Here is a 26,382-nt window from a genome sequence, read left to right on the forward strand (position 1 = left end):
GATCGGTCCCGGACCGTGCCCTAGCGGGCGGGCCGCAGCAGCTCGCCCAGCACCAGCCCGCGGACGGTCTTCGCGGCCACGACCAGCCAGGCGGCGACCAGCAGCGCGTAGAGGGCCACGGCGATGACCGCGAACAGATTCGCGCCGGTGTGGCCGTAGAGGGCGGTGCTGCCGGTGACACAACAGCCGAGCGGGAAGGTGAAGCCCCACCAGGTCAGGTTGAACGGCATCGAGGCGCGGGCGTGCCAGGTGACCGCGACCGCCAGGGCCAGCCACAGCATGGCGAATCCCCAGGTGGGAACGCCGAACAGCACGGTGAAGACATCCATGCCGGCGGCGGTGCGCTCATCCACCACGCCGGGGGCGACACCGGCCAGCGCGCTCGCGGCGGTCACCGACTGGCCCAGCGGGCCCAGCACCAGCCACACGGTCGCGACCATTCCGGCGGGTGGCAGCCCGTGATGCAGCAGCCGCGACCAGACCAGGGTGATGGTGACCAGCGAGGCGATCAGGCTCAGGCCGAACATGGCCAGGCACGCCACGAACATGGTCAGCCGGGCCTGCCCGGAGGGAGTGTGCGGCACCAGCAGCGCGCCCAGCGCCGCCGACACCATGGGCGGCACCACCGGCATGAGCCAGCCGCCGAACGCCGAATCGGGATCGAAGTGGTGCCGGGTGATCATCCGATAGGGGATGCTCGCCGCGGTCAGCAGTCCGAGAACGGTTCCCGCCGACCACAACACCCAGTCGACGGTCACGGCGGCGGACAACCCGATGACGTCCTTGCCCAGCATCAGGGTGCCCGCGCCGACGGTCATCAACGCCATGGGCGCGGCGCCGTAGAACTGCATCATCACCGGATGCATCCCGTGCCCGCGGGCCTCCTCGGGATAGCGCCGCCAGTGCAGCGCCCACGCCCCGGCCAGGACGATCAGGATCAGCGCGGCCAGCGCCCACGCGAGAGTCGCGGCGCCCCGCAATCCGGGAAACTGCACCGGCAGGGTCGCCGCCGCGTTCCCGATGATCCCGGTCCCCATCACCACGGCGAACCAGTTCGGCGCCAGGTACCGCAGCGGCTCCCTGCCACCCGAACGTTCCGCGGTCGCCGTGCCCACGCGGGCGGTGGTCGCGGTGGGAACGGTTCGGCGGAAGGTCACTGTGGTCATGCCTCAACCTTGGCCCGACCGCACTTCCGCCGGTAGCGGCCGCATTCCGATGGATGCATAGACTCGGTCTATGCCCTGGTTCAGTGAACCGATGGGGCCGCCTTGCGCAGGACCTCCAGGAACGCGCGCATCCACCGCGGATGGTCGGGCCAGGCGCGGCCGGTGACCAGATTGCCGTCGACGTGATCCGGGCTGTCGACCCAGCGGGCGCCCGCGGCGGCGATATCCGGTTCCAGGGCCGGGTAGGCGCTCGACGAGCGATCGCGCAGCACCCCGGCCGCGGCGAGGATGAGCGGGCCGTGGCACAGGGCGGCGATCGGCTTGTCGGCCTGGGCGAAGTGCTGGACGATGCGGCGGCAGTCCGGATCGCCGCGCAGATACTCGGGCGCGCGGCCGCCGGGCACCACCAGGGCGGCGTACTCGGCCGGATCGACCTCGCCGAACGCCAGATCGGCGGGCCAGGTGCGACCGGGCTTCTCGGTGTAGGTGTCGAAGCCCGCGGTGAAATCGTGGACCACGAACTGGAGTTGTTTGCGTGCGGGAGCCGCGATGTCGACCTCGTACCCCTCCTCCAGCAGCCGCTGGTACGGGTACATGACTTCGAGGTCTTCGGCGGCATCGCCGGTGATCAAGAGCACTTTCGTCATGGCGCACCTCCCAGTCGATGGTATCGGGATCGGCTGCGCGGCTACGGGTTTTCGGTTCAGCGGAGGGTTCTCGATTCAGCCGACGACCCGGGCGCGCCGGTCGTTCGGCACCGGCCGCAGGTGGCGCACCACCGCCAGGTCGGCAGGCTCGGCGTGCAGGGTGTCGTAGCGGTCGAACACCGCGGCCAGTTCCGGTGACCAGCGGGCGAATTCGGCGCGGATCGCGCCCTCGGTCTCCAGCTGGCAGACCACGCCCAGGGCGGTGAGGAAGCAACGCGCGAAGGGGGTGAAGTAGGCGGGCATGTCCAGTTGGCGGTGGACGTTCGAGAGCCGGGGCGCCAGGACCGAGCGGACGTGGCCGCGCAGCCAGGCGGTAGTGAGGCGGAAGGTGGGCACGGTGAGCGGCTCGCCGACGGCGTCCAACCCCTCGGCGAGCGCGGCGACGTCGTAGTCGCGGCCGGGGCGGACGAAGCCGTGGCGGCGGACCGCCGCGTTCAGTTCCGGGATGCCGCCGTTGAACGCGGCGTCCATCACCTCGCCGACCAGTTCCTCGAATCCCGGGGGCGGCCAGGGCGTGCAGGCCCCGAAATCCACCACGCCCAGCCGCCCGTCCGGGAGGATCCGGAAATTTCCCGGGTGCGGATCGCAGTACAGCAGGCCGGTACGGGTCCACGCCGAGAGCAGGAAGCGGATGATCAGCATGCCGACCCGGCTGCGCTCGGCGGGCGTGCCCGACTCGATGATCCGCGAAACCGGTGTGCCGGTGAGCCATTCGGTGACGATCACATCGCCCTGCTGGACGATCACGTCCGGGATGGCGAAGTCCGGGTCGCCCATGTAGGCCTGCGCGAAGCGGCGCTGATGGTCGGCCTCGGCGACGTAGTCGAGTTCGTCGGCGACGCAGGTGCAGATGGCCTCGGTCACCGCGGGCACGTCCGCCCCGGGCGCGAACACCGTCGCCAGCACCGAGAGTCGGCGCAGCTGTTCGAGATCGGCGAGCACCGCCGCGTGCGCGCCCGGATACATGACCTTCACCGCCACCGGGCGGCCGTCGTTCCACACCGCGCGATGCACCTGCCCGATCGAGGCGGCCGCCGCCCGGCGGTCGTCGAATTCGATGAACCGCGAACGCCACTGCTCGCCCAGGCCCGCGATCATCGCCTCGTGCACGGTGGCGGGCAGCATGGTGGGCACCGATTCCTGCAGCTGGGTCAGCGCGGTCCGGTAGGGCGAGGCGATCTCGGCGGGCAGGGCCAGCTCGTAGAGCGAGAGCAGCTGGCCGAGTTTGGTTGCGCAGCCCTTCAATTCGCCCAGCACTTCGAAGATGTGCTGGGCGGTGCGCAGCCGGATCTCGGAATCCACCTCGGCGGCCGAGCGGCCCAGAGCGCGCTTGCCGACGCCGGCGGCCTGGCGGCCCGCGAATGCGACCGGGAGACTGGCGATCCGGGCATTGCGGACGGCAGCGCGAATCGGCGGGCCGCCGGGGTCGCCCGCTGTCCGTTCCCGGATTCGCCGAATCGACATTGCTCACCCCATTGTGTGCGCGGCAGGGCCATCGTGTGCGCGGCAGCGTCAGGGTCTGCGGAATAGCCCATGCACGTGCAGTTTGGCACACCAGAGCCTAAACTGTCTGGGACGTATCCGAAAGTTGTCGAAAGGTGACGGGATGGGTGCCCAGACGGTCGTGGCCGATGTCGCCGACGAGCTCGCTCGCCGCGTCGCGACCGGGGAATACGCACCCGGTGACCTGATGCCGTCGGTTCGCCAGGTCGCCGAGGAATTCGAGATGAACCGGGCCACGGCGCAATTGGTGCTGGGCCGGTTGGAGTCCTACGGTTTCGTCGACGCCCACCGCGGCCGCGGGTTCAGCGTGCGCGACGTGCGCCGCGCCGGCGGGGTGGACGTGTACCGGCGGCTGTTCCGGCTCAGCCTGCACGCGCCCGAGGTCGCCTCGGAGATGTTCGGCAATATCGTGGCCGCCGAACGCGCCATCGTGCTCGACGCCCTGCTCGACTACACCGCCGCCGAGCGTGGCATCGCCCCCGCGGAACTGGCCGCCCGGGTCGACGCGCTCGAAACCGAGGCCCGCGGCCCGGAACCCGACCACGCCCGCCTGCTCGAGTTCGAGCTCGGTCTGGTGCGCGCGATTCTCACCGACCTGGGCCACACCATGCAGCGCGCGGTGCTGAACTCGGTGGGGGAGATGCTGTTCGAGGTACCCGAAGCGGTCGAAGCGTACTTCGCGGTCTCCGCCGATCTGCACGTCCTGGTGTGGCGTGCCCTGCTCGCGGTCTGGGAAACCGAGGGCGGGCCCTCACCGGCGCAATTGGCGCTGTTCGAGGACCTGTTCGCGATCTATCACGAAAAGGTGCGGGCCCGCTTCGAGGAATCGGTAGGGCTGGACCCGGATTCGGGGACCCGCCCGCACAGCGCGACGGCGTAGGCGTCGCGCTGCGTCGGACTCACGAAACGGGCCGGGATCTCGGGCAATTCGGGAAGATGTCTCAGACGATCAGCCTCCGGCGAGCATGGCCGCCGCCACGAGTGCGCTGATAATGGCTAGCGCCAGCACCGCGAGGATCACCCGGGCGCTCTTGGTGGGTGGTTCGGCGGGCGGTTGGTCGGCCATGCGTTCATCTCCCTCGTCGGTAACGGGTCGTGCGCGGCTATCGTATTCCGGCGGCTCCCAAGATGTTTGGTGTCCCCCGGGTTCCGGCATAAACACTGCCATTTCCCCGGCCACGCCGGGGAAACCGGGGTGGCCGAATACGAAACGCACGACCCGCTGACCTACGGTCGGCCGGGCACCCGCGGCGCCCGACTGTACCGGTCAGTAACGACCGAACAACACCGCCGCATTGTGCCCGCCGAATCCGAACGAATTGTTCAGCGCGAACTCCACTCCGGTCTTGCGCGGCTGCGTGTGCACCACATCCAGCTCCACGTCCGGATCCTGGTTCTCCAGGTTCAGCGTCGGCGGAATCACCTGATCACGCAGCGTGAGCACCGAGATGATCGCCTCCAGCGCGCCGACCGCGCCCACCGAATGCCCCAGCGCCGACTTCGGTGCGTACACCGACGGATGCGTGCCCACCGCGGCGGCGATCCCCTTGGCCTCGGCCAGATCCCCGATGCTGGTTCCGGTGGCGTGCGCGTTCACGTGATCCACTTCCTCGGGCCGCACGCCCGCGGATTCGATGGCCCGCCGCATGGCTCGCGCGCAGCCCGCGCCCTCAGGATCCGGGGCGACCATGTGATAGCCGTCGGCGGTGAGACCGGCGCCCAGCAAGCGGGCCAACGGCTTCGCGCCGCGCGCCCGCGCGTGGTCCTCGGATTCGACCAGCAGCAGCGCGGCCGCCTCACCGAACACGAAGCCGTCACGGTCCCGGTCGAAGGGGCGGGAGGCCCGTTCGGGTTCGTCGAGCCGGGTGCTCAGGGCGCGCGCCATCGAGAATCCGGCGATGGCGACCGGATTGATGTAGCCCTCGACGCCGCCCGCGACCACCATGTCGGCCTCGCCGAGCACGATCGAACGCCAGGCGTGCACCAGCGCCTCGTTGCCGGACGCGCAGGCCGAGACCGGGGTGACCAGGCTCGCGCGCGCCCCGATCTCCAGGCCGACCACGCCGGAGACGCCATTGGGCATGGACATCGGCACCGCGAACGGCGAGACCTTGCGGTAGCCGTGGTCGCGCATGGCGTCATTGGCGTCCACGATGGTGTCCGCGCCGCCGAGCCCGGTGCCGATGCACACGCCCAGGCGGTCCTTGTCGACGTCGGGGTTGCCCGCCATGTTCCACAGGCGTTTTCCCATCACGTACGACATTTGCTGCACGTAACACATGCGGCGCTTCTTGACCCGATCGAGTTCGCCGGTCGGATCAGCCGCGAGTTTGCCACCGATGGTTACCGGCAGGTTCAGCTTGGTGATCTCCGGGTCGTCGAGGGTGCTGATGCCACTGGCTCCGGACAAAAGTCCCTGCCAGGTGCCCTCGGTGTCGGGGGCGATCGAGGTCGTCATCTCCACGGCGGTGACCACGACATTTCGGAATCCGCCATTCCGGGTGGAGAATTCTGCGAGGCTATTCACTTTTCGCGTGTCCTTTTCGGCCAATTGGCAAGTCCTGCAGAGAATTCGCGAGCGCCTGCGAGGTTAACCCGAGAATCGCCGGAGTGTGGCACCGACACTCGGGACCGGTAAGTAACCTGCGTGGCCTCCGATGGAAATGCGACCGACCGGATTTGGGCGGGATTTCCGGCCGCCCGCTCGACTGTCGCGGTCCGGCGGCTCCGGGTACATTGTCTCAGACGGAGATTCGCTGCAAGGAGACCGATCGCATGACCGAGGCCCCGCACCGGCCCACCGTGACCAGCCCGCCCGTGATCGCCCGCCGCTGGACCATCCACGACATCCCCGACCAGACCGGCCGCACCGCCGTGATCACCGGCGCCAACAGCGGACTCGGCCTGCGCACCGCCGAAGCCCTGGCCGCCAAGGGCGCGCATGTCCTGCTGGCCTGCCGCAACGAGATCAAGGCCGCGGTCGCCCTGGAACAGGTCGGGGCCGCCGCCACCGGACCGAAACCCGAAGTGCTGCCACTGGATCTGGCCGATCTGGCCTCCATCCGCCGCGCCGCCGACCACCTCGACGTCCGCGGTACGCCGATCGACATCCTGGTCAACAATGCGGGAGTCATGGCCCTGCCGCGCGATCAGCGCACCGCCGACGGGTTCGACGCCCAGTTCGGCACCAATCACCTGGGCCACTACGCGCTGACCGGATCCTTGCTGCCGTTGCTGCTGCGCGCCCCCGAACCACGAGTGGTGACCGTGTCGTCCATCGCGGCGTGGGGCGGGGTGATCAACTGGCTGGATCCGAACTGGCGGCGGGTGTACGTGCGCTGGCCGGCCTACAGCCAATCGAAACTCGCCAATCTCCTGTTCACCGCGGAACTGCACCGCCGCGCCGGGGCGGCGGGGGTGAATCTGACCGCGGTGGCGGCGCATCCGGGTCTGTCGGCGACCAATCTCTACACGTCCGCGCCGGAAAGGGGTGCGGCGGCGGCCCTCGCGGCGGTGCAGCAGCGAATGCTGTTCTCGCTGGCCCAATCCGACGCGAAGGGCGCGCTGCCGCAGCTCTATGCCGCCACCACGCCCGGGCTGGCCGGAAACTCCTACTGCGGGCCCGCGTTCGAAACATTCGGGTATCCGCGCCGGACGCTGCGGAATCCGATCGCCCACAGCCGTTTCCAGGCGCGACGGCTCTGGGAGCTGAGCGAGAAGCTGACCGGCGTCGCATACGCCTGGTCCTGATCGTCACGTGCTCTCGGTGAGCGTAAGGCTCGGCAGCGGAACGGTTCCCGCCTCGTCGGTGGTGTCGAGCCGACCCTGGGGTGTGGCTCGCTTGCCAGTGGGGAGCGCGGCGACGAAGGCCCGCACCGCCGACGGGTCTGGTCCTCACCAGCCCTCTGGCCCCGGATCCGTCCGGGTCCGCGCCATCGCGAAACACTGTGTCGAAGAACGGAATTGGCAACCGCTCACCGACGGCGCAGGAGCATTCCCCGGATGTAGGCGGCCTGGCCCGCGTGCTGGATGTCGTCGTCGATGACGCTGATGAGGCGGACGCCGAGGGTGACCGGGGGATCCCAGCGGGTATCGACGACGCGGGGGAGATCGGCGTCGGTGAGAGTGGAGACGTAGGTGATGGTGGCGGCGTGGACGGCGTCGTAGTAGGCGAGCAGGAGGTCGGCGGGGACGGCGGCGAGGGCGGCGACGTCGGCGGGGCGCTGGGCGTAGCCGGTGGCGGTGTCGTCGAAGGGAAGGTCGAAGCGGGTGGACCAGCCGCCGGCGGTCCAGAGCTGGTCGGTGCCGGCGACGTCGGCGATGTGGTCGTCCTGGACGCGGGTGAGGTGCCAGATCAGCCAGGCGACGGAGTTGGCGTCGCCGTCGGGCTGGATGCCGAGCTCGGCCTGGGTGAGGTCGGCGACGGCGCCGTGGACGTTCTCCTTGATCCGGCCGAAGGCGTCCACCAGCAGGTCAGCGCTTGTCATGGTGCGATCCGATCGTCGAGGGACGGAGGATGTTCCGGGCTTGCTACAGGCTGAAGGCGATCGCGCGCAGCACCAGCACGGCGATGAAGACGACCGTGAATGCCAGGTCGATCTGGACGCCGCCGAGACGAATCGGCTTGAGGACCCGGCGGACCGGGGCGATCAGCGGCTCGGTCAGGCGGTGCACGACATCACGGGCCTTGCGTAGCGCGGGCGGGGTGTCGCCGAGGACGCCGATCCAGTCGATGATCAGGCGGGCGATCAGCAGCAGCATGAACAGCGTCAGGGCGAGCCCGATCAGTGAACCCAGTAATGACATGGCGGACTCCTTCTTCGTGGCCGGCCTTACGTCGATCAACGCCCGGCGTCGGTCGAAAGTGCCCCCCATCGTCGACCATGACCGTCCGGTTCGCGGGCGGGCTCGCCGGAGCCGTGCGAGAATCTGGGCTGCTGTTCGCCCAGCTCACCCGCGACCGCACAAGGAGTCCCCGTGCGCATGAAGTATCTGGTCGGCCTGCCGGCGGCCGTCCTCTCGCTGACCCCGGTCGTCGTCGCCGTCGACGCCGCGACCGCTCAGGCCGCCGCGCCGACCTGGACCTGCAACGCCCAGACCTGGGACGGCCAGACCCTGCCCACCCTCACCGTCGACGCCAAGCGCGGCAAGCATCAGGCCGCGGGCGTCGCGCAGACCAAGTGGGGCGGCATCGCCAAGTACGCGACCATCGACTGCAAGCCCAACAACTGAGCCCGGACCCGTCGCGTCAGATGGCGCGACGGTGGTTCAGATAGGCGAAGGAGGCGAGGCCCAGCGGGATCTGGCACCAGAAGGTGAGGAGCCGGAACCCCAGGGCCGCGCCCACCGCCACCCCGGCGGTCAGGCCCGCGACCGCGGTGAGGCCCGCCGCGATGGTGATCTCCTTGGTGGCCACGCCGTTCGGGGACGGTAGCAGCGGAGCCAGCGCCACGGTCACCAGTTCGACCACGAAGGTGTCCGGCAGGCTGAGATCCGCCCCGACCGCGTGCAACACCGCCCACAACGCCACCACCATGAGCAGCGGCTGCAACAACGCACAGATCCAGAGCGCCGCCGCCCGCCGCGGCCGGAAAGCGGTGGTGGCCACCGACTTCCACGCGAACTCGGCATCGGAGCGGGCATGCCGCAGCCGTTGCGGCAGTCTTCGCCAACCGCCCTGCGCGGCCACCCGCCGATGCAGGACCAGGCCCGCCACGGCCGCCGCCACACCGGCCGCGATCAGCACCGCGACCATGATCAGCGCTGTGCGCCAAGGATTCTCGCCCGCGAAGTGATGCCACGTACCCGATGTTCGCGCACCGAGGTCGTGCCACGGGGGCTGTGCGCCATTGCGACTCATCAAACTCGGCGCGGCCAGCACCGCGACCACCACCAGCGGCACCCGGACCATGAGCGCGGCGAACCCCATCAATCCCATGGACGCCATCGCCCCGGCATGGCTGAGCCCGGCCCGGCGCAGGAATCGCAGGCGCAGCAGCAGTGAGGCCGCGGGCACCAGCCCGATCGCCGGCACCGCGAGCTGCAGGGCGAACAACTGCCCGGTGGTCGTCGGCCGCGCGGGGATGGAGCCGCGCAACATGAAAACCGAGGTGGGCCACAGGGCGAGGGTGGCCAGCGCGGCGACCAGCAGCCAGCGTGGGTCCGCTCCGGCGAGGGCGTGCACTCCGGTCAGGACCGCGTCCCGCTGCCAGACGGCCGCGGCCGCCACCAGCAGGGTGCACACGACAGTGGGCAGGGCCTTCCTCGCCGTCGCGGGAACGGCCGCCATCCGCCCCTCCTCAGGTATCGCAGACGAAATTTCCCTGGTGAATCGCATACGCGGGGAACATTAACGCGATCGGAGGGCCGTGACCAGGGCTGTCTGAATAGTCCTGTGCGCCATCGGCAACGGAACGGTCGTCTTGTGAACGCGCCCCGGTGATACGCCGTATACCCGAGTAGGCTCACGAACGGATGGGGAGACAAGTCGTAATACAGGGACACGACATGACGAAATCCATGATCACCGAGACCCGCGAGACCGGCTCGATGACTCCGGTGGAGTTGCTGGCGGAACTCGAACCCGTGGCGGAAGCGAATCTGAACCGGCATCTGGGGTTGGCCAAGGAATGGCATCCGCACGATTACGTCCCGTGGGACGAAGGCCGCAATTTCGCCGCCATGGGCGGAATCGATTGGGAACAAGATCAATCTCGACTCAGTCCGGTCGCGCGCGCCGCCATGGTCACCAACCTGCTCACCGAGGACAATCTGCCCTCCTATCATCGGTTGATCTCCCACGCCTTCTCCCGCGACCGCGCGTGGGGCGCCTGGGTCGACCGCTGGACCGCCGAGGAGAATCGCCACGGCATCGTGATTCGCGACTATCTGATCGTGACGCGCGCCGTCGATCCGGTCGCGCTGGAACGCGCGCGAATGATCTGCCTCTCCCAAGGCATCGACGACCCCACCGGGACCGGCGACAACACCATCCTGCACGGCGTCGCGTACGTGACGTTCCAGGAGCTGGCCACCCGCGTCTCGCACCGCAATACCGGCAAGGCCTGCCACGAACCCCGCGCCGACCGCATGCTCACGCGCATCGCGGCCGACGAGAACCTGCACATGGTCTTCTACCGCAATATCTGCGCGGCCGCCCTGGACCTGGTTCCCGACGACGCGCTGGCGGCCGTCGCGGCGGTCGTCCAGAACTTCCGGATGCCCGGCGCCGGCATGCCCGAGTTCCGGCGCAACAGTGTCCTCATCGCCAAGTACGGGATCTACGACCTGCGCCAGCATCTCGACGAGGTGGTCATGCCGGTGCTGCGCCGCTGGAACATCTTCGATCGCACCGACTACTCCGGCCGCGGCGAGCGGATCCGCGACGACCTGGCCGCCTACGTGGAGCGGCTCGGAAACGACGTCCTGCGCTTCGAGGAACAGCGCGACCGCGCCCTGGCGCGCGAAGCCGCCCGCCGCGAGCGGTGAGCTCCCGGCGCCGAAATGTGAACAGCCACCGCGTTGTCCACAGCGCGCCGTTCTCACCGAGCCCACCCGGTCGACCGCCGCTAGGGTGTGGTGCACGACGACAGGGGGAACCATGGCGGACATGCTGCGCGCCGACATCACGGCGCTGCGCATCATGGCGGCGGGTCTCAGGGGTGAGGCCGACGCCGTCACGGATATCGACCCGGTGGATCTGATCGCGAAAGTCGGGCAGGCCATGCCCAATTCGGCGATCGGCGCGGCCGCGGTCACCGTCGGCGAGCCACTGCTCGCCTCGCTCGGGCACATGGCGGATCGGTTCCGATCCTTCGCTGCCGCGGCCGATCACGGAGCCACCACCTACGAAGCCACGCAGCTGGCGCTATCCGCCGAGCTGGACGGGTTACTGCACGCCACCTCCTGACCGGCGGCGTCCAGCCTCGACCGGCACGCATTACCAGGAAGCAGGTTCGGTAGGCGATCCGGTCACGGGCGGGAGGGGCGGTGGCGCGAGCGAGCCTGTCCCAGGTGTGCGGGTGGGATCCCACTGCCGCCGACCGCGCGAGTACCGCTGTGGTGGAAGCCGATTCGGCGTTCTCCGCGGCGCGGACACGGGTGGCGCGAGCGGTCGACACCGCCGTTTCCGGGTGGCGGGGAGCGGCGGCGACCGCGGCGGCTGTGCGGGCCGTGGAATCCCAGCTGGCGGCGAACCATATCGGCGCGGCGCTCATCGAGGTCGCGGACGCGCTCGCCGAGGCGGGCGCACTCGATCGGGTGTGCTCGCTGGTCGGCCACATCCGCGACGAGGCGCACGACAATGGATGCCGGATCGCCGAGGACGGCACGGTCACCGGCCCGCGCTCCCAGATCGGGGACCTGGCGCTGGACTGCATCTTCCAGGCCGGGTTCGACGCGAGGGCGCTGGCCCTGCAGGCGCGGCTGGTGCCGCTGCTCGACACCGCCGGGGAGATCGACGAGCGGGTCGGCGCCCGGCTCGCCGCGGCCGCAATCGCGCTGACGGAATTGCGGGCGGATCCGCGCGGCGGTGGGCCGAGTACCCGGATCAGCGGGTTCCTCGAGGGAACCGCGCTGCTGCCAGAGGACCCGAAAGCGCTGGGTGCGCTGTGGAAGGCGCTCGGCCCGGCCGACCGCGACGAGCTGTTCGCGGCCGATCCGCTGATCGGGAACCGGGACGGACTGCCCGCGCTCGCCCGCGACCACTACAACCGGCTGGTCGTGCGGAAGCTGCGCGCGGCGGCGGTGGCGGAGGACCGACGGCTGGTCGACCGGCACCCCGACTGGTATCGGGGTGAGAATCTGCCCACCAGCAGCGGGGATTGGACGCGGCTGCGGGAGTGGGAGGCGGCGCGAGCCGAGACGCTCACCAGGGTCGCGGGATACGAGGCGCTGGAGGAGCAGCTCGGTCCGGCGCCGCGCGGCCGCCTCCTGCTCGCGGTCGACACCGCTGGGCACGGTGCGATCGCGCTGAACAATCCGGACACGGCCGCGAATGTGGCGACCTTCGTGCCGGGCACCGGCTCACCGCTGACGGCGATCGGGGCCGGGGTGCGACGGGTCCGAGCGCTGCTGGCCGCCGCCGAACGATCCGATCCGCCGGCGCGGACATCGGTCATCGCGTGGTACGGCTACGACGCACCACCGGATCTGGCCGGGGCGCTGGGCGATCGGCGAGCCCACGCGGGCGCGCTCGCACTGGACCGGTTCGAATCCGGACTGCGCGCAAGCCATCTGGGCCTCGCGTCCCATCAGACCGTTCTCGGCCACAGCTACGGGAGCACGGTGATCGGGGCGGCCGCCAGTGGAGCGAACACGCTGGCCGCCGATGACGTGGTACTGGTGGGAAGTCCTGGGATAGAAGTTGACAATGTTTCAGAATTGCGTTTGATGGGTATTCCGGCGGGCCACAACAGCGCGCATGTCTATGCCACTGCCGACCCCGCTGACCCGGTTCCCGTGTTCGGTCAATTAGTACACGGTGTTAACCCGGTCGATCGCGAATTCCGCGCAACGGTTTTCACTTCGTCGGGGGCAACTCTCGACCTGCCTGTGTTGCGGGCCTTGCCATTCGATGTGCTGTCGCACGGAAACTACTGGGAGCCGGGCAATCCGGGCCTTCGCGCCCAGGGTGACATCATTGCGGGCCGCTATCGCCAATGAGGCCGAGCGGCCTGTTCGTTGCGCCGAGATAGCCGCAACTGCGGGTAGCGGATTCGTTGCGGACCATGCCGTACCACTACTGTGGGCGCCCGACCAAACTAGTTTGAAACGGTTGGGTTCATGCTAGGGTTTCGTGAAGTTGGAGTGGGAAGTCGGAGACAAATGCGCACTGAGAACATCAATAGGAAGTTCAAACTGCATGACGAGCGCAGGATCGCCGCCCAACTTCCCGAGCAACTTCTTGGTTTGGATGTTGTTGGATTTGGGAAACCGGATGAGTTTCCGGGCGAGTTGCTGAACTACTTCGGCGAATTCGCGAACGGCTCGATCCCGCCGCGCTCGCGCATCTACCGCAATGCGCAGCCCAATCTCATCGACGCCTGGCTGCTGGAGCTGTTGCGCGGCGCCCGCATCGGTGACCGCTTCTACCTCCGCACCGGACTCGAGTACTTCCCGTGGGCCGACTGCCGCGTGCTCGACCACCGCTGGCTCGAATCCCTGCGCCGGGTCCTGGGTGCCAATCAGGGCTACATCGCGCACGACAAGAGCTCGGCCGTCATGACCCTCGGCACGCAGTACGAGGTGCTCGGCTTCGCGGCGGGCGCGGGCCTGCCCGGCGCCGTCGACGCCGGCCCGGCCGAGGACGTGCCGACCCGTCGGATCGTCCATGCTCCCGCGGTGATGGCCGTCCACGACCTGACCCCCGCCGCCGCTCTCGCAGGCACGCCCGACGTGGCCGCCGCCGCGGTGCCGGATCTATCGATCCCGCAGGTCACCGAGGTGATCCCGGCTCCCGAGCCGGCCGTCGCGCCCACCCCGGAGCCCGAAGCCGCCGCACCGCGAGCCGCCGAACCGGTCGCCGCGGAGCCGGCGGCCCCGGCCGACGAAGCGCCCACCCAGCTGCTGACTCGCATCGTGGAGCCGGCCGAAACCGACTGAACGCCCGGCTCGCGATCGAACCGGTCGGGCCCGTCGTACGTTGTACCGTTTACGCCGGGCATTCACCGAGTTCGAAAGAGTCGATATGTCGACAATCAATGGGCTGCCCGCCCATGTCCTGCTGGTGCACGCGGTGGTGATACTGGTCCCGCTGACGGCGGGCCTGCTGATCCTGTGCGCTGTATGGCCCGCGGCCCGCGCCCGGCTGATCTGGCTCGTGGTCGTGCTGGCCGTGGTGGTGACCGTGCTGACCCCGATCACCGTCGACGCGGGGGAGTGGTTCCAGCGTCAGCTGGGCATGCCGCCGCTGCTCGACGAGCACGCGCGGCTCGGGCGGCAGATGCCGTACTTCGTTGCGCCGCTGCTGGTTCCGGCCGCGCTGCTCGCCTTCGTGCAGCTGCGGTCCCGGCGGGAACGGCCGCTGGGCCGGGCGCTGGTGGCGATGATCGCGGTGCTCGCGCTGGCCGCCGGCGGGGCCGCCACCTGGCAGACCTTCCGGGCCGGGGATTCGGGCGCGCACGCGGTGTGGAACGGCGTGGTGAATCACTGAGAAGGCGACTGTCGTGACCCGGCGGCCGGTCTGCGGGGCGGCCACCGAGTCACGACAGTGCGGCACGGTCAGATCTTGCGGATGACCGTGACGACCTTGCCGAGAACCTGGGCGTCATTGCCCGGAATCGGCTCGAACAGGGGGTTGTGCGGCATCAGCCACACCTGGGAACCGGTGCGCTTGAAGGTCTTCACGGTGGCCTCGCCGTCGATCATGGCCGCCACGATGTCACCGTTGTCGGCGACGTTCTGCTGGCGCACGACCACCCAGTCGCCGTCGCAGATGGCCGCGTCGATCATGGACTGACCGACGACCTTCAGCAGGAACAGCGAACCCTCGCCGACCAGTTCGCGCGGCAGCGGGAAGACATCCTCCACCGCCTGCTCGGCCAGGATCGGGCCACCGGCGGCGATCCGGCCCAGCACCGGGACGTAGGTCGGGATCGGGTGGTCGTCCGAGGGCTCCGCCTCGGCATTGACCGCGCGGAGCTGCGATACCCCGGCGGTGGCGCGCACCACCGTCTCGTCCAGGCCCCGGACGTCCACGGCGCGTGGCCGATTCGGGTCGCGGCGCAGGTAGCCCTTGCGCTCGAGCGCCCGGAGCTGGTGCGCCACCGAGGAGGTGGAGGTGAGGCCGACGGCATCGCCGATCTCGCGGATGCTGGGCGGGTAGCCGCGGTCGTGCACCGAGGTGCGGATGACCTCCAGGACCCGGCGCTGACGCACGGTCAGATCGGCGCCGGCGCCGGACGATTCGGACAGGGGGCCGTTACCTTCGGGACCAAGGGGTCCGTTCTCACCGTCCACGCCGCCGTGTTCGCTCACCGCCGCCGTCCTCCGTTCACTGCTGTCGCTCACCGGAATTCGTTCCCGCACGCGCCGTGTTGTACGTCCGGGCAACTCGTGACTCGACTGTAGACCGTGTGACGCGTGTGATCAAACATCTGTTCGACGCATGTCGCGGAAATCAGTGACATTGGCGGTCCGCCGTGATAGAAATTCGAACATCAGTTCATCGAACACATGATCGAGTCAGTTGTCCAGCACTCTGCGGCCCGCCCTACCTTGGAGGTTACTTCGATGCGCGCCATGGTCAGCGAGATCGACACTCTGGAAAGCGATTTGGGATTCGACAGCCTCCCCTGGGAGCTGCGTTCCGATCAGTCCCCGGCCACCCCGTCCGGGGCCTCGGCACACCCCGTCCGGAACCGCCGGCCCTGCCGCGCGCGCGTGCGGCCGATGCCTCGCCCGGGTGTTCGAACCGATCATGTCGTCGTGCGACACGCCGCGGGACGCGCCCGTGGAACGCATCCGCTGGACCGGGTGCAGCGCGCTCGGACCGGCCTCGCCGCGCTGGCGATCACCGCGCTGCTGAGCGCTCTGGCCGTGGCCGGCCTGATCGGCCTCGCGCAATTGCGCTCCGGTGACTTCGATTCGCAGACCACACCACCCACGGTGCAGATGGTGCAGCCCCCGGTTCGATAGCGGTGGTGATGCTCGGCCGATTGCCCGGTCGTAGCCGGTTTCCGGGATGGGGATCACCGGCCACGACGTGGCCGAAATTGCAGATTGAAAACTGAAACGTGTTGCTACCGTCCCCCTGAATGTGACAGAGGCTACATCCGCGCGACCGCATCGCGGCGCGCGAGCGACAGGGGGCGTAATGCCGAGAGTTCGAGGGTTGGTCCGGGTGGCCGGAGTGCTCACCTGCCTGATGATCGGGTTGGTGACCGCACCGGCGGTGCACGCCGAAGCCGTCTATGCCGAATATCTGGACCTGCCATCGGTGAACGGGGACGGCGCGGCGGGCGGCGGCTTGAATCCCGCCCTGCCCCTGGATCCCGACACCCTGCGCGGCGCGCTCGACGCCGCGCGCGCGGCGGGGGTGCCGCCGCGGCACTACGCCACGCTGCTGCACCAGTACTGGCTGGTGGTCGCCACCCGCAATGCCGAGATCGATCTGGCCGGGTGGGATCCCGGGCGTGGCGTCGCGGCCAACACCGCCACCTTCACCCAGGTGTACGTGAACTACCTGCGGCTGAACAACTCTCACCCGGAATACTGGTGGACCGGCCTGGCCGGATTGGCCGGCGGCTCCTTCGCCTCGGGCTTCTTCGACATGGGCGACGTGTCCGCGATCGTCAGCGTGCCGGGCATCCATCAGCTCGGCGACGCGGTCGCCGACCTGTTGCGCGGCACGCCCGGGCCGCTGCTCGACATCCTGCCCTCCGACATCCGCGCGCTGGGGACCGAGGGAGAGCGGCTCACCGCCGACGATCTGGCCTGGTACCAGACCCGGCTGATGATCATGCAGAAGCACATCTTCATCGACCAGGTGCCCATGCACGAGGCGTACGCCGCCGCGGGCGCGGCCGGGGTCGAGGAGATGTACCAGGCCGGGGTGCTCGACGAGAACGCCATCACGGCCTGGCGGGAACTGGCCGAGGGCGCCCCGGCAGGGCTCGCCGACGCCGCGCTGCGCATGACCGACCGGGAACAGAACCAGATCATCGCCGACCAGTGGGATGTCACCTCGCACGGTCGCGGGGCCATGGGGCGGGTGCTGACCTACGTCAGCACCATCGCCGGGAAGGCCGCCGTCCCCGGCGTGCGGGCGCCCGGCGTGTTCGCGCCCACCACCCTGACGTCGGGAAACATGTCGCTACGGGCCCCGCTGCCCGACTTCAACTGGGCCGACCGCGACACGCGGTGGAACTACATCACCAACGACCTGCTGCCCCGCTACCTGGAACTGTGCGCGAACCCGGCCATCGCGAGACCGGTTCTGGCCGAACCGTTCTCCGTCAAACTGGTCCAGGGGCGGCTCGTCCAGCGGCTGCCGGACCTGCTGGCCGACATGACCTCGCAATGGCGGTTGACGGCCTGATTCGGCGACGCCGACCCGGGCGGACGCCGCAGACCGCGTCCGCCACGGTATCCTCGAGATTGCTCGAGGTTGCTGTGGAACCCAGGCATCGACGAAGGATCCCGGATGCATTGCCCGTACTGCCGCCATCCCGATTCGAGGGTGGTCGACTCGCGTGAGGCCGAGGAAGGCACCGCCATCAGGAGGCGACGTGCCTGTCCGGAATGTGGGCGCAGGTTCACCACCGTCGAAACCGCCATCCTGTCGGTGGTCAAGCGCAGCGGTGTCACCGAGCCGTTCAGCCGTGAGAAAGTGATCCGCGGCGTCAGCCGCGCCTGCCAGGGTCGCGAGGTCGACTCCGACGCCCTGAACCTGCTCGCCCAGCAGGTGGAGGATGCCGTGCGGGCCAAGGGTTCCCCCGAGGTGCCCAGCCACGAGGTCGGCCTGGCCATCCTCGGACCGCTGCGCGATCTGGACGAGGTCGCCTATCTGCGCTTCGCGTCGGTGTACCGATCCTTCAGCTCCGCCGAGGATTTCGAGCGCGAGATCGCCGATCTCCGCAAGCACCGCGACGAGCACGCGGTCGGGGCGACCGCGGAGTAACAGCGTCCCCACAGGGCGCTGCGCCCCGCGTCCCACTGATTCACGGTCCGGCCCCGAGTAATTCGGAGCCGGACCGATCCGTATCCGACGGCGCTGCCGATCGGGATTCGTCAGCGCTTCTGCGGTGGGCGGCGCGCGGCGTCGATCGCCTTCTCGATCCGCTTCGCCGAGACCGGGTACGGGGTGCCCAGCTGCTGGGCGAACAGGCTGACCCGGAGTTCCTCGATCATCCACCAGATCTCGACGATGTCGCGTCCGCCACGACGGCCCTCCGGGAGGTTGGCCACCAGCCGGTCGTAGGCCGCGTGCACGCGATCGAGTTCGGTCATGCCCGCACGGTCCCGATTGGCGGCCGCGGGCAGCGCCTCCAGCCGCAGCCGGGCGGCCTCCAGATACCGTGGCAGTTCCCGCAATCGGGCGCTGCCCCACTCGGAGATGAAGCCGGGGAAGATCAGATCGTCGAGCTGATGGGTGACGTCGTCGGTGGCGTCGCGGTCACGCGAGTCGGCGAGGGCGGCGCGCACCCGATGCGCCTCGGCCAGTACCGGAACCACCGAGCGGACGATATTCGCCACCGCGGTGGTGAACTGCGGGCGGACCTTCTCCACCAGGGCCTGGAACTGCTCGGGGCTGCGCACCGGCCCGCCATTGGCGGCGATCAGTTCATCGGCGGCGCAGGCGCGGCAGTCTTCCACCAGGGCGTGGAGGGTGCCGTACGGATTCTGGCTCAGCGCAAGCCGATCCGTGGGCGGCAGGCCGGCGGTGACGGCGCGGGTACTGGTGGTGATCGCGCCCAGGAGCAGGGCGCGGGTGCCGGTGCGCATGGCGGTGGCCTGCTCGGCGGGGGAGCTGAGCACCCGCACGGCCACGCCCTCGGACTCGGCGACCAGGGCCGGATAGCCGGTGATGGTCTGCCCGCCGACCTGGCGCTTCACCGCGGACGGCAGGGTGCCCAGGGACTCGGAGGTCCACACGGCGGCCGGGGACCGCTCCGCGGCATTGTTGGCGCGCGCCACCGACTTCGAGACCTGTTCGGCGAGACGAGTTTTCAGCTCGGCGAGGCTCTTGCTGCGGGCCACGATCGTGCCCGACGGGTCGATGGCGGCGAAGGTCATGCGCAGATGGTCGGGCAGGCCCGCCGGGTCCAGTGTGGCGGCGGCGATGGTCACCGCGCCGAGCTGGGACAGCTCCCGCGCCAGGCCGGTGCGCAGCGGTTCGGCGCGCGGGGTGAGACGGTCCAGCGCGGCCTTGGCGAAGTCCGGGGCCGGAACCACGGTGCGGCGCAGCTGCTTGGGCAGCGTCTTGATGAACGCCGAGGCCAGCTCCTCGCGCATACCCGGTACCAGCCAGTCGAAGCCGACCGAGCGCACGTGCGCCAGCTGGGCGATCGGAATGTGCACGGTGACACCGTCGTCGGCCTGGCCCGGCTCGAACTGATAGGTGAGCGGGAAGGTCAGCTCGCCCTGACGCCAGCTGTCGGGGTAGGCGGTCGGATCCAGCAGGGCCGCGTCCTCGTTCACCACCGTGGAGGCGGTGAAGTCCAGCAGGTTGGGGTCGGTGCGCTGGGTCTTGCGCCACCAGCTGTCGAAATGCCGTACCGAGACGATGTCCGAGGGGATGCGCTTGTCGTAGAACTCGAACAGCACCTCGTCGTCGACCAGGATGTCGCGACGCCGCGCCCGATGCTCCAGATCGGCGACATCCTCGAGCAATTCGCGATTGCGCGCGAAGAAATCGTGCTTGGTCTGCCACTCGCCCTGCACCAGCGCATGCCGGATGAACAGTTCCCGCGACAGCTCCGGATCGATGCGGCCGAAATCCACCCGGCGCTGGGTCACCAGCGGAATTCCGTACAGGGTGACCCGTTCGTAGGCGGCCGCCGCACCTCGCTTGGCCGACCAATGCGGTTCTGAGTAGGTGCGTTTCACCAGATCCCCGGCCAGCCGCTCGGCCCACTCCGGTTCGATCCGCGCCGCCGTCCGACCCCACAGCCGTGAGGTCTCCACCAGCTCGGCCGCCATCACCCACCGCGGCGGCTTCTTGGCCAGCGACGACCCGGGGAAGATCATGAACTTGGCATTGCGCGCCCCGAGGAACTCCCGGCTCTCCGCCTCCCGCACCCCGATATGCGACAGCATGCCCGCCAGCAGCGCCTGATGAATCGACGTCACATCCCACGGCAGCGAGTCATCCACCGGCCCGGCCTTGGCCGCCGGCGATTCCGCGAGTCCGCGCCTGCCGGAGCCGGATGCGCCGCTGCCCGAGCCGCGCGCGCCACGAGCCGTGTCGCCGGCGGCAGGCGAATCGCCCGAGGTCTTGTCGCCCGCGCGCCTACCGCGCCCAGCGACGCGCCCGCGCTCGCCATCGGCGCGTTGCGTGCCGCCGGACTGCCGGGAGTCGTTGCCGCGCTTGGCTTCCGGGGTGCGGCCCGGGTTCGCGCCCGACCTCGCATCATCGGCTCCGGCGGACCCGCGGCCGCGGCGACCACGGGTGGCCTCGCCGCCGCCGTCGGATCCGGTTGCGGTGCGGTCGAATTGGGCATCGGAGCCCTCCGTGTTCCAGCCCAGGCCGCGGGTGATGGTGCGGAGCTGGCCGTGCAGGTCCTGCCATTCGCGGATGCGCAGGTAGTGCAGGAACTCGTCGCGGCACATGCGGCGGAACTGGTTGGAGGACAGGGCGTTGCGCTGTTCGCGCAGGTAGTCCCACAGGCGCAGGGAGGACAGGAAGTCCGAGCCCTCGATGGTGAAGCGGGCGTGCTTGGTGTCGGCGGCCTGCTGGTACTCGACGGGCCGTTCGCGGACGTCCTGAATCGACAGGGCCGCCACGATGATGAGGACCTCGGCCAGGCAGCCGCCGCGGTTGGCCTCCACCAACATGCGGGCCATGCGCGGATCGACGGGGATCTGCGCCATCTCGCGGCCGATGGGGGTGAGGACGAGTCCGGCGTCCGGGATCTCGCGCCGCGCGGAGGCGTCGGCCTCGGCGCGGGCGAGCGCGCCGAGCTCCTCGAGCAGGGCGATGCCGTCGCGGATGGCGCGGCCGTCCGGCGGCTCGACGAACGGGAAGCCCTCGATGTCACCGAGTCCGAGCGCGGTCATCTGCAGGATGACGGCCGCCAGATTGGTGCGCAGGATCTCCGGTTCGGTGAACTGCGGCCGGGATTCGAAGTCGTCCTCGGAGTACAGGCGGATGGCGATACCGTCGGCGACACGGCCGCAGCGGCCCGACCGCTGCCGCGCCGAGGCCTGCGAGATCGACTCGATCGGCAGCCGCTGCACCTTGGTGCGCATGGAGTAGCGCGAAATACGCGCCGTACCGGGGTCGATCACATAGCGGATGCCCGGCACCGTCAGCGAGGTCTCGGCCACATTGGTGGCCAGCACCACCCGTCGTCCGGTGTGCGCCTCGAACACTCGGTGCTGCTCGGCCGCCGAGAGGCGCGCGTACAGCGGCAGGATCTCGGTGCGCGGCAGGCGCAGATCACGCAACGAGTCGGCGGTGTCGCGGATCTCGCGTTCGCCGGACAGGAAGACCAGGATGTCGCCGTCGCCCTCGGCCTGCAGTTCCCGCACCGCGTCGCCGATGGCGTCGGTGGGGTCGCGGTCGACGATCGCGGTGTCCTCGTCGTCGGGATCCTCGGAGGTGACCGGAACCTCCAGCGACAGCGGCCGATACCGGACCTCGACCGGATAGGACCGCCCCGAGACCTCGACAATCGGTGCGGGCGTGCCGTTCTCGTCACTGAAGTGCCGCGCGAACAACTCGGGGTCGATGGTCGCCGAGGTGATGACGACCTTCAGATCCGGCCGCTGCGGCAGCAGCTGCTTGAGATATCCGAGCAGGAAGTCGATATTGAGGCTGCGCTCGTGCGCCTCGTCGATGATGATCGTGTCGTAGCGGCGCAGCAGCCGGTCGCGCTGGATCTCGGCGAGCAGGATGCCGTCGGTCATCAGCTTCACCAGCGTGCGATCCGACGCCTGATCGGTGAACCGCACCGTGTAACCGACCACGTCGCCCAGTTCGGTGTTCAGTTCCTCGGCGATGCGCTCGGCCACCGTGCGCGCGGCCAGCCGCCGCGGCTGGGTGTGGCCGATGGTGCCGCGAATTCCGCGCCCGAGCTCGAGACAGATCTTGGGCAGCTGCGTGGTCTTGCCCGAACCCGTCTCACCGGCAACGATCACGACCTGGTGCGCGGCGATGGTCGCGGCGATGTCGTCGCGGCGCGCGGAGACCGGTAGTTGTTCGGGGTAGGCGATGGCCGGGACGGCGGCCCGGCGGGATTCCACCCTGCGCTGGGCGGCGTCGAATTCGGCTTCGAGGGAGGTGAGATCGCCGCCGCGGGCCTTGTCGAGCCGGCGACGCAAGCGATGTTCGTCGCGGATCGAGAGATCGGCCAGGCGGGAACGAAGCTCGCGAGAGGTGGCGGCGGTCCTGGTCATTGCACTGTCAACGATAGCGAAGAGTCGGTCCGTGCCGGTCGCCGCGGTCTCGGACCGCCCGGTCGCACGCTTGCCGGAAGTGTGCCGCATCGGCGTATCGTCCGCATTCGAGCGGATCGTCATGCGACGATCTGGGCCATGGTCGTCAGAGGTGGTACGCCCTTGTGGATCCGGGCGCTGCGGGTCGTCTTCGCTGTCGTGGGCATCGTCGCGCTGGTCTGGATCCCGCTGCGCAACCTGGATAATCCGGACTACTCGTACCTGAACTTCTTCAGCTACTTCACCATCCAGTCCAACCTCATCGGCATTGTCGTGCTGCTGGTCGGCGGCCTGCGCGACCCCGGTGGCCGCCGGTGGGAACTGGTGCGGGGCGCGGCCACCCTCTATCTGACGATCACCCTCATCATCTACGCGGTGCTGCTGTCGGACATCGACGTCCAGCTGACCGAGAAGTGGATCAACGACATCCTGCACCGGCTGATCCCCATCGTGCTGATCGCGGACTGGTTGCTGGTGCTGGCTCCCGGCATCAAGCCGACCGTCAAGCTGGTCCTGGGCTGGCTCGCCTTTCCCCTGGCCTACGGCCTGTACGTCCTGATCCGCGGTCCCTTCGCCGACTGGTACCCCTACCCGTTCATCGACCCGCGCGAACAGGGCTACGGCTCCCTGACCATCGGCCTGGCGGTGATGGCCGTGGTCTTCGCGATCCTCGGCGTCATCGTGGCCGCGGTGACCGGCGTGGTACCCCGGGCGGTCGCCCGTCGTTGACCCGCGGGCTCAGATCGCGCGGGTCATGAACACGCTGTGCGGGTCCTCGGCGTAGTCCGCGAACGGCCCGCCGCGCTCGAACCCGTAGCGCTCGTACAGCCGCACCGCGGGCTGATAGAACTCCGACGATCCGGTCTCCAGGCTCAACCGCGCGTACCCGCGGGCCTCGGCCTCGGCGAGGATGTGCCGCAACATCTGTGACGCGACTCCGCGCCCGCGGTACCCGGCCGTGGTCCGCATGGACTTGATCTCCCCGTGCGTCGGATCCAGCTCCTTGAGCGCCCCGCATCCGGCGAGCTCGGTCCCGTCCCATGCGGACCAGAAGGTGATCTCCGGCTTGCGCAGCGCCGCCACGTCGAGCGCGTGCATGCTGTCCTCCGGCGAGTTCGCCAGCATCTCGGCCACATGCGCTTCGAGCAAACCGATCACCCCGGGCCCGGTCAGATCATCGACCACAATCCGCATGTGGTCAGGCTAGCGAGCCGCTGGCCCAGGGTCGTGCGCGGACTGACCTGGAGCGCCAACTCGCCGACCTGGCGTGCCGTCGGTCCCGGTGTGCCCTGTACACAGCCGCCCGACCGGCGATACTCGGTGTGGCCGGAAGGGTTTCGTGATCTTGTCGGGTTACTCCGCCGGTATTCGGAGCGTCGTGGGGCGAACCGTGAAGTGCACATTTCCGAGAGTGCCGGCGCGGGGCGTCGGATACGTGCACGGCGGCCCGAAGCTCGAAGACGGCCCGGTAGCCGCAAGGCTCCGGGCCGTTGCCATGTCAGCGTCCGATCAGCGCTCACCCCACCTCGGTCAGCGCTCGGCGGCACCGGCCTCCAGGGCGCTCAGCCGCGCGTCGACGCTGCGCATCTCCTGCAGGATGCCCTTCATCGCCTCGGTCATCTGCTCGACCGAATGGCGCAGCAGGTTCAGGTTCGCGCGCAGATCGGCGATCGGGTCGACCGGATCGTCGGTTCGACGCGGGCGCTCGGCTCGACTGTGACGCATGGAGCGACTCCTCTGTTCATTGTCTCGATACGAACGTTTCAGGGGCGCCGGGCGAGTGAATCGGCCGGGCAATCGGTCACGAGTGGCGGTGCGGGGCGGGGGATTCGGCAGCGCAAGTTCCGGGCGGCGCGCGCCGAGGATGTCAGCATGGAAGGGGAGCCGGTCGCCGCGGTGAGAGGTGGTGGGGCGTGGGGTTGTTCGTGGAGCAGTACGGGCTGGTGCGGTGGAGCGCGGTGATCGCCTTCTGCCTGGCCGCCGCCCTGGTGGTCGCCAGGCTGGCGCGGGTGCGGCCGGTCGGGTGCGACGGGCCGCGCGCGGACCGCGAATCCGATGCCGCGCATCTGGTGATGTGCCTGGTGATGGTGGGAATGCTGGTGTTCCCGACCGCCGTCGACGCGCACGCGGTGCGCGGGGTGCTGACGGCCATGGTGGTCGTGTACACGCTGGTACTGGGTGAGCGGATCCTGCGGTGGCGCAACGGGATCGGGGACGCCGGGGCGGGTGCCGCCGGGGCGGGTGCCGCCGGGGCGTTCGCGTATCACGTGCTGGCGGCCGCGGCCATGTTGTACGCGATGAGCGGGCACGGGGCGCACGAGCACGGTGTGCCCGGGCTCGGGGGACCCGCGCCCGGGCCGCTGCTGGCGCTCGCGGCGCTGTTCGCGCTCGACGCCGTCGTCATGCTGACGCCGGGCCTGCGCCGCCGTTTGCCGGGAGTGTTCCCGCACCCCGGCGGTACGGCCGGAGCCCCGGCCGTGGTGCCGCACCTGGTGATGGACCTCGGCACCGCCTACATGCTGGTGGCGGCCGCCGCCGGTTGAGCCCGCCGCCCGTTCCGCGCAGCCGGGGGCCGTTCGACCTGTTCACCGTCCTACGGGGTTAGATAGTGAGCAAAGGTCGGTTCGCCCGGTTGGGGGTGGCCGGTATCGGGTGATGGAGGTGCTCTGGATGGGTTCGCTGTGGCATGGCTTCGCCGATATGGGTGCGGTCGAGCGGGACGGGTCGTTCGTGGTGGCGCGGGGCGAGGGCGCCCGCATCTGGGACGAGGGTGGCACGGAGTATCTCGATGCCACCGGCGGACTCTGGTTCGCCAATGTCGGCCACGGCCGCCGCGAGATCGCCGACGCGGTGGCCGCGCAGCTGACCCAGGTCGCGCACTACTCCAACTTCGGTGACCTGGTCTCGCCGGTGACCCGCGATCTGGCCGAGCGGCTCTCCGCGCTCGCCCCGGTGCCGGGCAGCAAGATCTTCTTCACCTCGGGCGGCTCCGACGGCATCGACACCGCCGCCAAGCTGGCCCGCCGCTACTGGCAGGAGATGGGCCGCCCGGAGAAGACCATCCTGGTCGGACGGCAGAAGGCGTACCACGGCATGCACGTCGGCGGTACCTCGCTGGCCGGGATTCCGGTCAACGGCGAGGGCTACACCGGGGTCTTCATGCCCGACACCCGCACCATCGAATGGGATCAGGCCAAGGCGCTGACCGCGCTGATCGAGGAGCTCGGCGCGGAGCGCATCGCCGCCTTCTTCGCCGAGCCCATCATCGGCGCGGGCGGCGTCTACCTGCCGCCGGAGGGCTATCTGGCCGAGGTCCGCCAGATCTGCCGCGACAACGACATCCTGTTCGTCGCCGACGAGGTCGTCACCGGCTTCGGCCGCATCGGCGGATCCTGGTTCGCCTCCTCGCGTTTCGGCCTGGAACCGGATCTCATGACCACCGCCAAGGGCCTCACCTCGGGCTATGTGCCGATGGGTGCGGTCTTCATCGCACCCCGCATCGCCGAGCCGTTCTTCTCCGGCGGTGTGTGGTGGCGGCACGGCTACACCTACGGTGGTCACGCCGGTGCGGCCGCCGCGGCCATGGCCAATCTCGACATCTTCGAGCGCGAGCACCTCCTGGAGGCCAGCAAGAACCTGGAAGCGCTGCTGCACGAGCACTTCTCGCCGCTGGCCGACCATCCGCGTGTGGCCGAGGTGCGCAGCGGCCTGGGCGCGGTCGCCGCGGTCCAGCTCGCCGATCCCTCCGAGGCGCTGGGGATGGTGAAAACCCTGCGCGCGCACGGCGTCTCGACCCGCGCGGCCGGTCAGGGCGCGCTGCAGATCTCGCCGTCGTTCGTCATCACCGAGGCCGAGGTCGTGCAGATGGCCACGCGGTTCGCCGGCGCTCTGGGCTGAGCGACGAGCGG

Annotated in this window: 25 protein-coding genes; 14 read left to right on the top strand and 11 right to left on the bottom strand. The window is 69.6% G+C overall.

The genetic code is table 11. From position 1 onward, the window contains the following. Window positions 1-20: 20 nt before the first annotated feature. From ABZ412_RS21605 to ABZ412_RS21615, 3 genes are all read right to left on the bottom strand, one after another. Window positions 21-1,166, bottom strand: a complete 1,146-nt coding sequence (locus ABZ412_RS21605) for a TDT family transporter (RefSeq protein WP_357282960.1) — start codon at window positions 1,164-1,166, stop codon at window positions 21-23. A gap of 80 nt (window positions 1,167-1,246) precedes the next feature. After that, a complete protein-coding gene (locus ABZ412_RS21610) occupies window positions 1,247-1,813 on the bottom strand; it encodes a DJ-1/PfpI family protein (RefSeq protein WP_357282961.1) in 567 nt (188 codons plus the stop codon). A 75-nt stretch (window positions 1,814-1,888) separates the two neighbouring features. Further along, on the bottom strand, window positions 1,889-3,337 hold the full coding sequence (locus tag ABZ412_RS21615; protein WP_357282963.1) for an AarF/ABC1/UbiB kinase family protein: 1,449 nt from the start codon (window positions 3,335-3,337) through the stop codon (window positions 1,889-1,891). 142 nt (window positions 3,338-3,479) lie between these two features. Between ABZ412_RS21615 and ABZ412_RS21620 the strand changes: the two genes are divergently transcribed. Then, window positions 3,480-4,256 carry a GntR family transcriptional regulator gene (locus ABZ412_RS21620; RefSeq protein WP_357282965.1) on the top strand — a complete coding sequence of 259 codons (777 nt, stop codon included), beginning with the start codon at window positions 3,480-3,482 and terminating at the stop codon, window positions 4,254-4,256. A gap of 387 nt (window positions 4,257-4,643) precedes the next feature. On the opposite strand, the gene ABZ412_RS21625 is transcribed toward ABZ412_RS21620, so the two are convergent. Next, on the bottom strand, window positions 4,644-5,903 hold the full coding sequence (locus ABZ412_RS21625; RefSeq protein WP_357282966.1) for a KasA/KasB family beta-ketoacyl-ACP synthase: 1,260 nt from the start codon (window positions 5,901-5,903) through the stop codon (window positions 4,644-4,646). A gap of 248 nt (window positions 5,904-6,151) precedes the next feature. Between ABZ412_RS21625 and ABZ412_RS21630 the strand changes: the two genes are divergently transcribed. Continuing rightward, complete coding sequence (locus tag ABZ412_RS21630) at window positions 6,152-7,126, top strand: oxidoreductase (protein ID WP_357282967.1); 975 nt, start codon at window positions 6,152-6,154, stop codon at window positions 7,124-7,126. A 224-nt stretch (window positions 7,127-7,350) separates the two neighbouring features. Here ABZ412_RS21630 and ABZ412_RS21635 read toward each other — a convergent pair whose 3' ends face one another. After that, a complete protein-coding gene (locus ABZ412_RS21635; protein ID WP_357282968.1) occupies window positions 7,351-7,863 on the bottom strand; it encodes a DinB family protein in 513 nt (170 codons plus the stop codon). Window positions 7,864-7,906: 43 nt separating this feature from the next. Further along, entirely contained in the window at window positions 7,907-8,182 is a 276-nt protein-coding gene (locus tag ABZ412_RS21640; protein WP_357282969.1) for a YggT family protein, read from the bottom strand. A gap of 171 nt (window positions 8,183-8,353) precedes the next feature. Here ABZ412_RS21640 and ABZ412_RS21645 point away from each other — a divergent pair, with 171 nt between their 5' ends. Then, the gene (locus ABZ412_RS21645; RefSeq protein WP_357282970.1) at window positions 8,354-8,608 is read left to right on the top strand and encodes a hypothetical protein; all 255 of its coding nucleotides are present in this window, start codon (window positions 8,354-8,356) and stop codon (window positions 8,606-8,608) included. A gap of 16 nt (window positions 8,609-8,624) precedes the next feature. Here ABZ412_RS21645 and ABZ412_RS21650 read toward each other — a convergent pair whose 3' ends face one another. Then, on the bottom strand, window positions 8,625-9,665 hold the full coding sequence (locus ABZ412_RS21650) for a YbhN family protein (RefSeq protein WP_357282971.1): 1,041 nt from the start codon (window positions 9,663-9,665) through the stop codon (window positions 8,625-8,627). A 218-nt stretch (window positions 9,666-9,883) separates the two neighbouring features. On the opposite strand from ABZ412_RS21650, the gene ABZ412_RS21655 reads away from it, so the two are divergent. The 5 genes from ABZ412_RS21655 (at window position 9,884) to ABZ412_RS21675 (ending at window position 14,528) form a co-directional block, all read left to right on the top strand. Next, a complete protein-coding gene (locus ABZ412_RS21655; protein WP_357282972.1) occupies window positions 9,884-10,864 on the top strand; it encodes an acyl-ACP desaturase in 981 nt (326 codons plus the stop codon). Between the two features lie 112 nt (window positions 10,865-10,976). Next, entirely contained in the window at window positions 10,977-11,285 is a 309-nt protein-coding gene (locus tag ABZ412_RS21660) for a hypothetical protein (RefSeq protein WP_357282973.1), read from the top strand. Window positions 11,286-11,365: 80 nt separating this feature from the next. Continuing rightward, window positions 11,366-13,039 carry an alpha/beta hydrolase gene (locus ABZ412_RS21665; protein WP_357282974.1) on the top strand — a complete coding sequence of 558 codons (1,674 nt, stop codon included), beginning with the start codon at window positions 11,366-11,368 and terminating at the stop codon, window positions 13,037-13,039. A 291-nt stretch (window positions 13,040-13,330) separates the two neighbouring features. After that, the gene (locus ABZ412_RS21670; RefSeq protein ID WP_357282975.1) at window positions 13,331-13,978 is read left to right on the top strand and encodes a hypothetical protein; all 648 of its coding nucleotides are present in this window, start codon (window positions 13,331-13,333) and stop codon (window positions 13,976-13,978) included. An 85-nt stretch (window positions 13,979-14,063) separates the two neighbouring features. Further along, window positions 14,064-14,528, top strand: a complete 465-nt coding sequence (locus tag ABZ412_RS21675) for a DUF2231 domain-containing protein (RefSeq protein WP_357282976.1) — start codon at window positions 14,064-14,066, stop codon at window positions 14,526-14,528. A 68-nt stretch (window positions 14,529-14,596) separates the two neighbouring features. On the opposite strand, the gene lexA is transcribed toward ABZ412_RS21675, so the two are convergent. Beyond that, complete coding sequence (lexA, locus tag ABZ412_RS21680; protein ID WP_357283197.1) at window positions 14,597-15,289, bottom strand: transcriptional repressor LexA; 693 nt, start codon at window positions 15,287-15,289, stop codon at window positions 14,597-14,599. Window positions 15,290-15,802: 513 nt separating this feature from the next. Here lexA and ABZ412_RS21685 point away from each other — a divergent pair. The 3 genes from ABZ412_RS21685 to nrdR all read left to right on the top strand — a co-directional run bounded on the left by ABZ412_RS21685 (window position 15,803) and on the right by nrdR (window position 17,996). Beyond that, the gene (locus ABZ412_RS21685) at window positions 15,803-16,012 is read left to right on the top strand and encodes a hypothetical protein (RefSeq protein ID WP_357282977.1); all 210 of its coding nucleotides are present in this window, start codon (window positions 15,803-15,805) and stop codon (window positions 16,010-16,012) included. Between the two features lie 178 nt (window positions 16,013-16,190). Continuing rightward, complete coding sequence (locus tag ABZ412_RS21690) at window positions 16,191-17,414, top strand: hypothetical protein (protein WP_357282978.1); 1,224 nt, start codon at window positions 16,191-16,193, stop codon at window positions 17,412-17,414. Between the two features lie 105 nt (window positions 17,415-17,519). Beyond that, on the top strand, window positions 17,520-17,996 hold the full coding sequence (gene nrdR / locus ABZ412_RS21695; RefSeq protein ID WP_357282979.1) for a transcriptional regulator NrdR: 477 nt from the start codon (window positions 17,520-17,522) through the stop codon (window positions 17,994-17,996). A gap of 110 nt (window positions 17,997-18,106) precedes the next feature. Here the strand turns inward: nrdR and hrpA are convergent, their stop codons facing one another. Next, complete coding sequence (gene hrpA / locus ABZ412_RS21700) at window positions 18,107-22,435, bottom strand: ATP-dependent RNA helicase HrpA (RefSeq protein WP_357282980.1); 4,329 nt, start codon at window positions 22,433-22,435, stop codon at window positions 18,107-18,109. A gap of 138 nt (window positions 22,436-22,573) precedes the next feature. Between hrpA and ABZ412_RS21705 the strand changes: the two genes are divergently transcribed. Beyond that, window positions 22,574-23,203: a Pr6Pr family membrane protein gene (locus tag ABZ412_RS21705; RefSeq protein ID WP_357282981.1), complete on the top strand. Its 630-nt coding sequence runs from the start codon at window positions 22,574-22,576 to the stop codon at window positions 23,201-23,203. Window positions 23,204-23,212: 9 nt separating this feature from the next. Here ABZ412_RS21705 and ABZ412_RS21710 read toward each other — a convergent pair whose 3' ends face one another. Together ABZ412_RS21710 and ABZ412_RS21715 are read right to left on the bottom strand one after the other, a co-directional pair. After that, window positions 23,213-23,668 (bottom strand): GNAT family N-acetyltransferase, encoded by a 456-nt coding sequence (locus tag ABZ412_RS21710; protein ID WP_357282982.1) that lies wholly within the window; start codon window positions 23,666-23,668, stop codon window positions 23,213-23,215. Between the two features lie 336 nt (window positions 23,669-24,004). After that, the gene (locus ABZ412_RS21715) at window positions 24,005-24,199 is read right to left on the bottom strand and encodes a hypothetical protein (protein WP_357282983.1); all 195 of its coding nucleotides are present in this window, start codon (window positions 24,197-24,199) and stop codon (window positions 24,005-24,007) included. 188 nt (window positions 24,200-24,387) lie between these two features. On the opposite strand from ABZ412_RS21715, the gene ABZ412_RS21720 reads away from it, so the two are divergent. Next, window positions 24,388-25,017 (top strand): DUF5134 domain-containing protein, encoded by a 630-nt coding sequence (locus ABZ412_RS21720; protein ID WP_357282984.1) that lies wholly within the window; start codon window positions 24,388-24,390, stop codon window positions 25,015-25,017. Window positions 25,018-25,144: 127 nt separating this feature from the next. After that, window positions 25,145-26,371, top strand: a complete 1,227-nt coding sequence (locus tag ABZ412_RS21725) for an aminotransferase class III-fold pyridoxal phosphate-dependent enzyme (RefSeq protein ID WP_357282985.1) — start codon at window positions 25,145-25,147, stop codon at window positions 26,369-26,371. Window positions 26,372-26,382: the final 11 nt, after the last annotated feature.

The sequence above is a fragment of the Nocardia sp. NPDC005746 genome, assembly GCF_040630785.1.
Lineage (GTDB): Bacteria > Actinomycetota > Actinomycetes > Mycobacteriales > Mycobacteriaceae > Nocardia.

Coding starts and splice junctions, on each gene's coding strand:
- ABZ412_RS21640 (WP_357282969.1), bottom strand. CDS start 8,182: ATGTCATTACTGGGTTCACTGATCGGGCTCGCCCTGACGCTGTTCATG.
- ABZ412_RS21605 (WP_357282960.1), bottom strand. CDS start 1,166: ATGACCACAGTGACCTTCCGCCGAACCGTTCCCACCGCGACCACCGCC.
- ABZ412_RS21660 (WP_357282973.1), top strand. CDS start 10,977: ATGGCGGACATGCTGCGCGCCGACATCACGGCGCTGCGCATCATGGCG.
- ABZ412_RS21705 (WP_357282981.1), top strand. CDS start 22,574: ATGGTCGTCAGAGGTGGTACGCCCTTGTGGATCCGGGCGCTGCGGGTC.
- ABZ412_RS21725 (WP_357282985.1), top strand. CDS start 25,145: ATGGGTTCGCTGTGGCATGGCTTCGCCGATATGGGTGCGGTCGAGCGG.
- ABZ412_RS21675 (WP_357282976.1), top strand. CDS start 14,064: ATGTCGACAATCAATGGGCTGCCCGCCCATGTCCTGCTGGTGCACGCG.
- ABZ412_RS21690 (WP_357282978.1), top strand. CDS start 16,191: ATGCCGAGAGTTCGAGGGTTGGTCCGGGTGGCCGGAGTGCTCACCTGC.
- ABZ412_RS21620 (WP_357282965.1), top strand. CDS start 3,480: ATGGGTGCCCAGACGGTCGTGGCCGATGTCGCCGACGAGCTCGCTCGC.
- ABZ412_RS21630 (WP_357282967.1), top strand. CDS start 6,152: ATGACCGAGGCCCCGCACCGGCCCACCGTGACCAGCCCGCCCGTGATC.
- ABZ412_RS21635 (WP_357282968.1), bottom strand. CDS start 7,863: ATGACAAGCGCTGACCTGCTGGTGGACGCCTTCGGCCGGATCAAGGAG.
- nrdR (WP_357282979.1), top strand. CDS start 17,520: ATGCATTGCCCGTACTGCCGCCATCCCGATTCGAGGGTGGTCGACTCG.
- ABZ412_RS21655 (WP_357282972.1), top strand. CDS start 9,884: ATGACGAAATCCATGATCACCGAGACCCGCGAGACCGGCTCGATGACT.
- ABZ412_RS21710 (WP_357282982.1), bottom strand. CDS start 23,668: ATGCGGATTGTGGTCGATGATCTGACCGGGCCCGGGGTGATCGGTTTG.
- ABZ412_RS21650 (WP_357282971.1), bottom strand. CDS start 9,665: ATGGCGGCCGTTCCCGCGACGGCGAGGAAGGCCCTGCCCACTGTCGTG.
- hrpA (WP_357282980.1), bottom strand. CDS start 22,435: ATGACCAGGACCGCCGCCACCTCTCGCGAGCTTCGTTCCCGCCTGGCC.
- ABZ412_RS21715 (WP_357282983.1), bottom strand. CDS start 24,199: ATGCGTCACAGTCGAGCCGAGCGCCCGCGTCGAACCGACGATCCGGTC.
- ABZ412_RS21615 (WP_357282963.1), bottom strand. CDS start 3,337: ATGTCGATTCGGCGAATCCGGGAACGGACAGCGGGCGACCCCGGCGGC.
- ABZ412_RS21610 (WP_357282961.1), bottom strand. CDS start 1,813: ATGACGAAAGTGCTCTTGATCACCGGCGATGCCGCCGAAGACCTCGAA.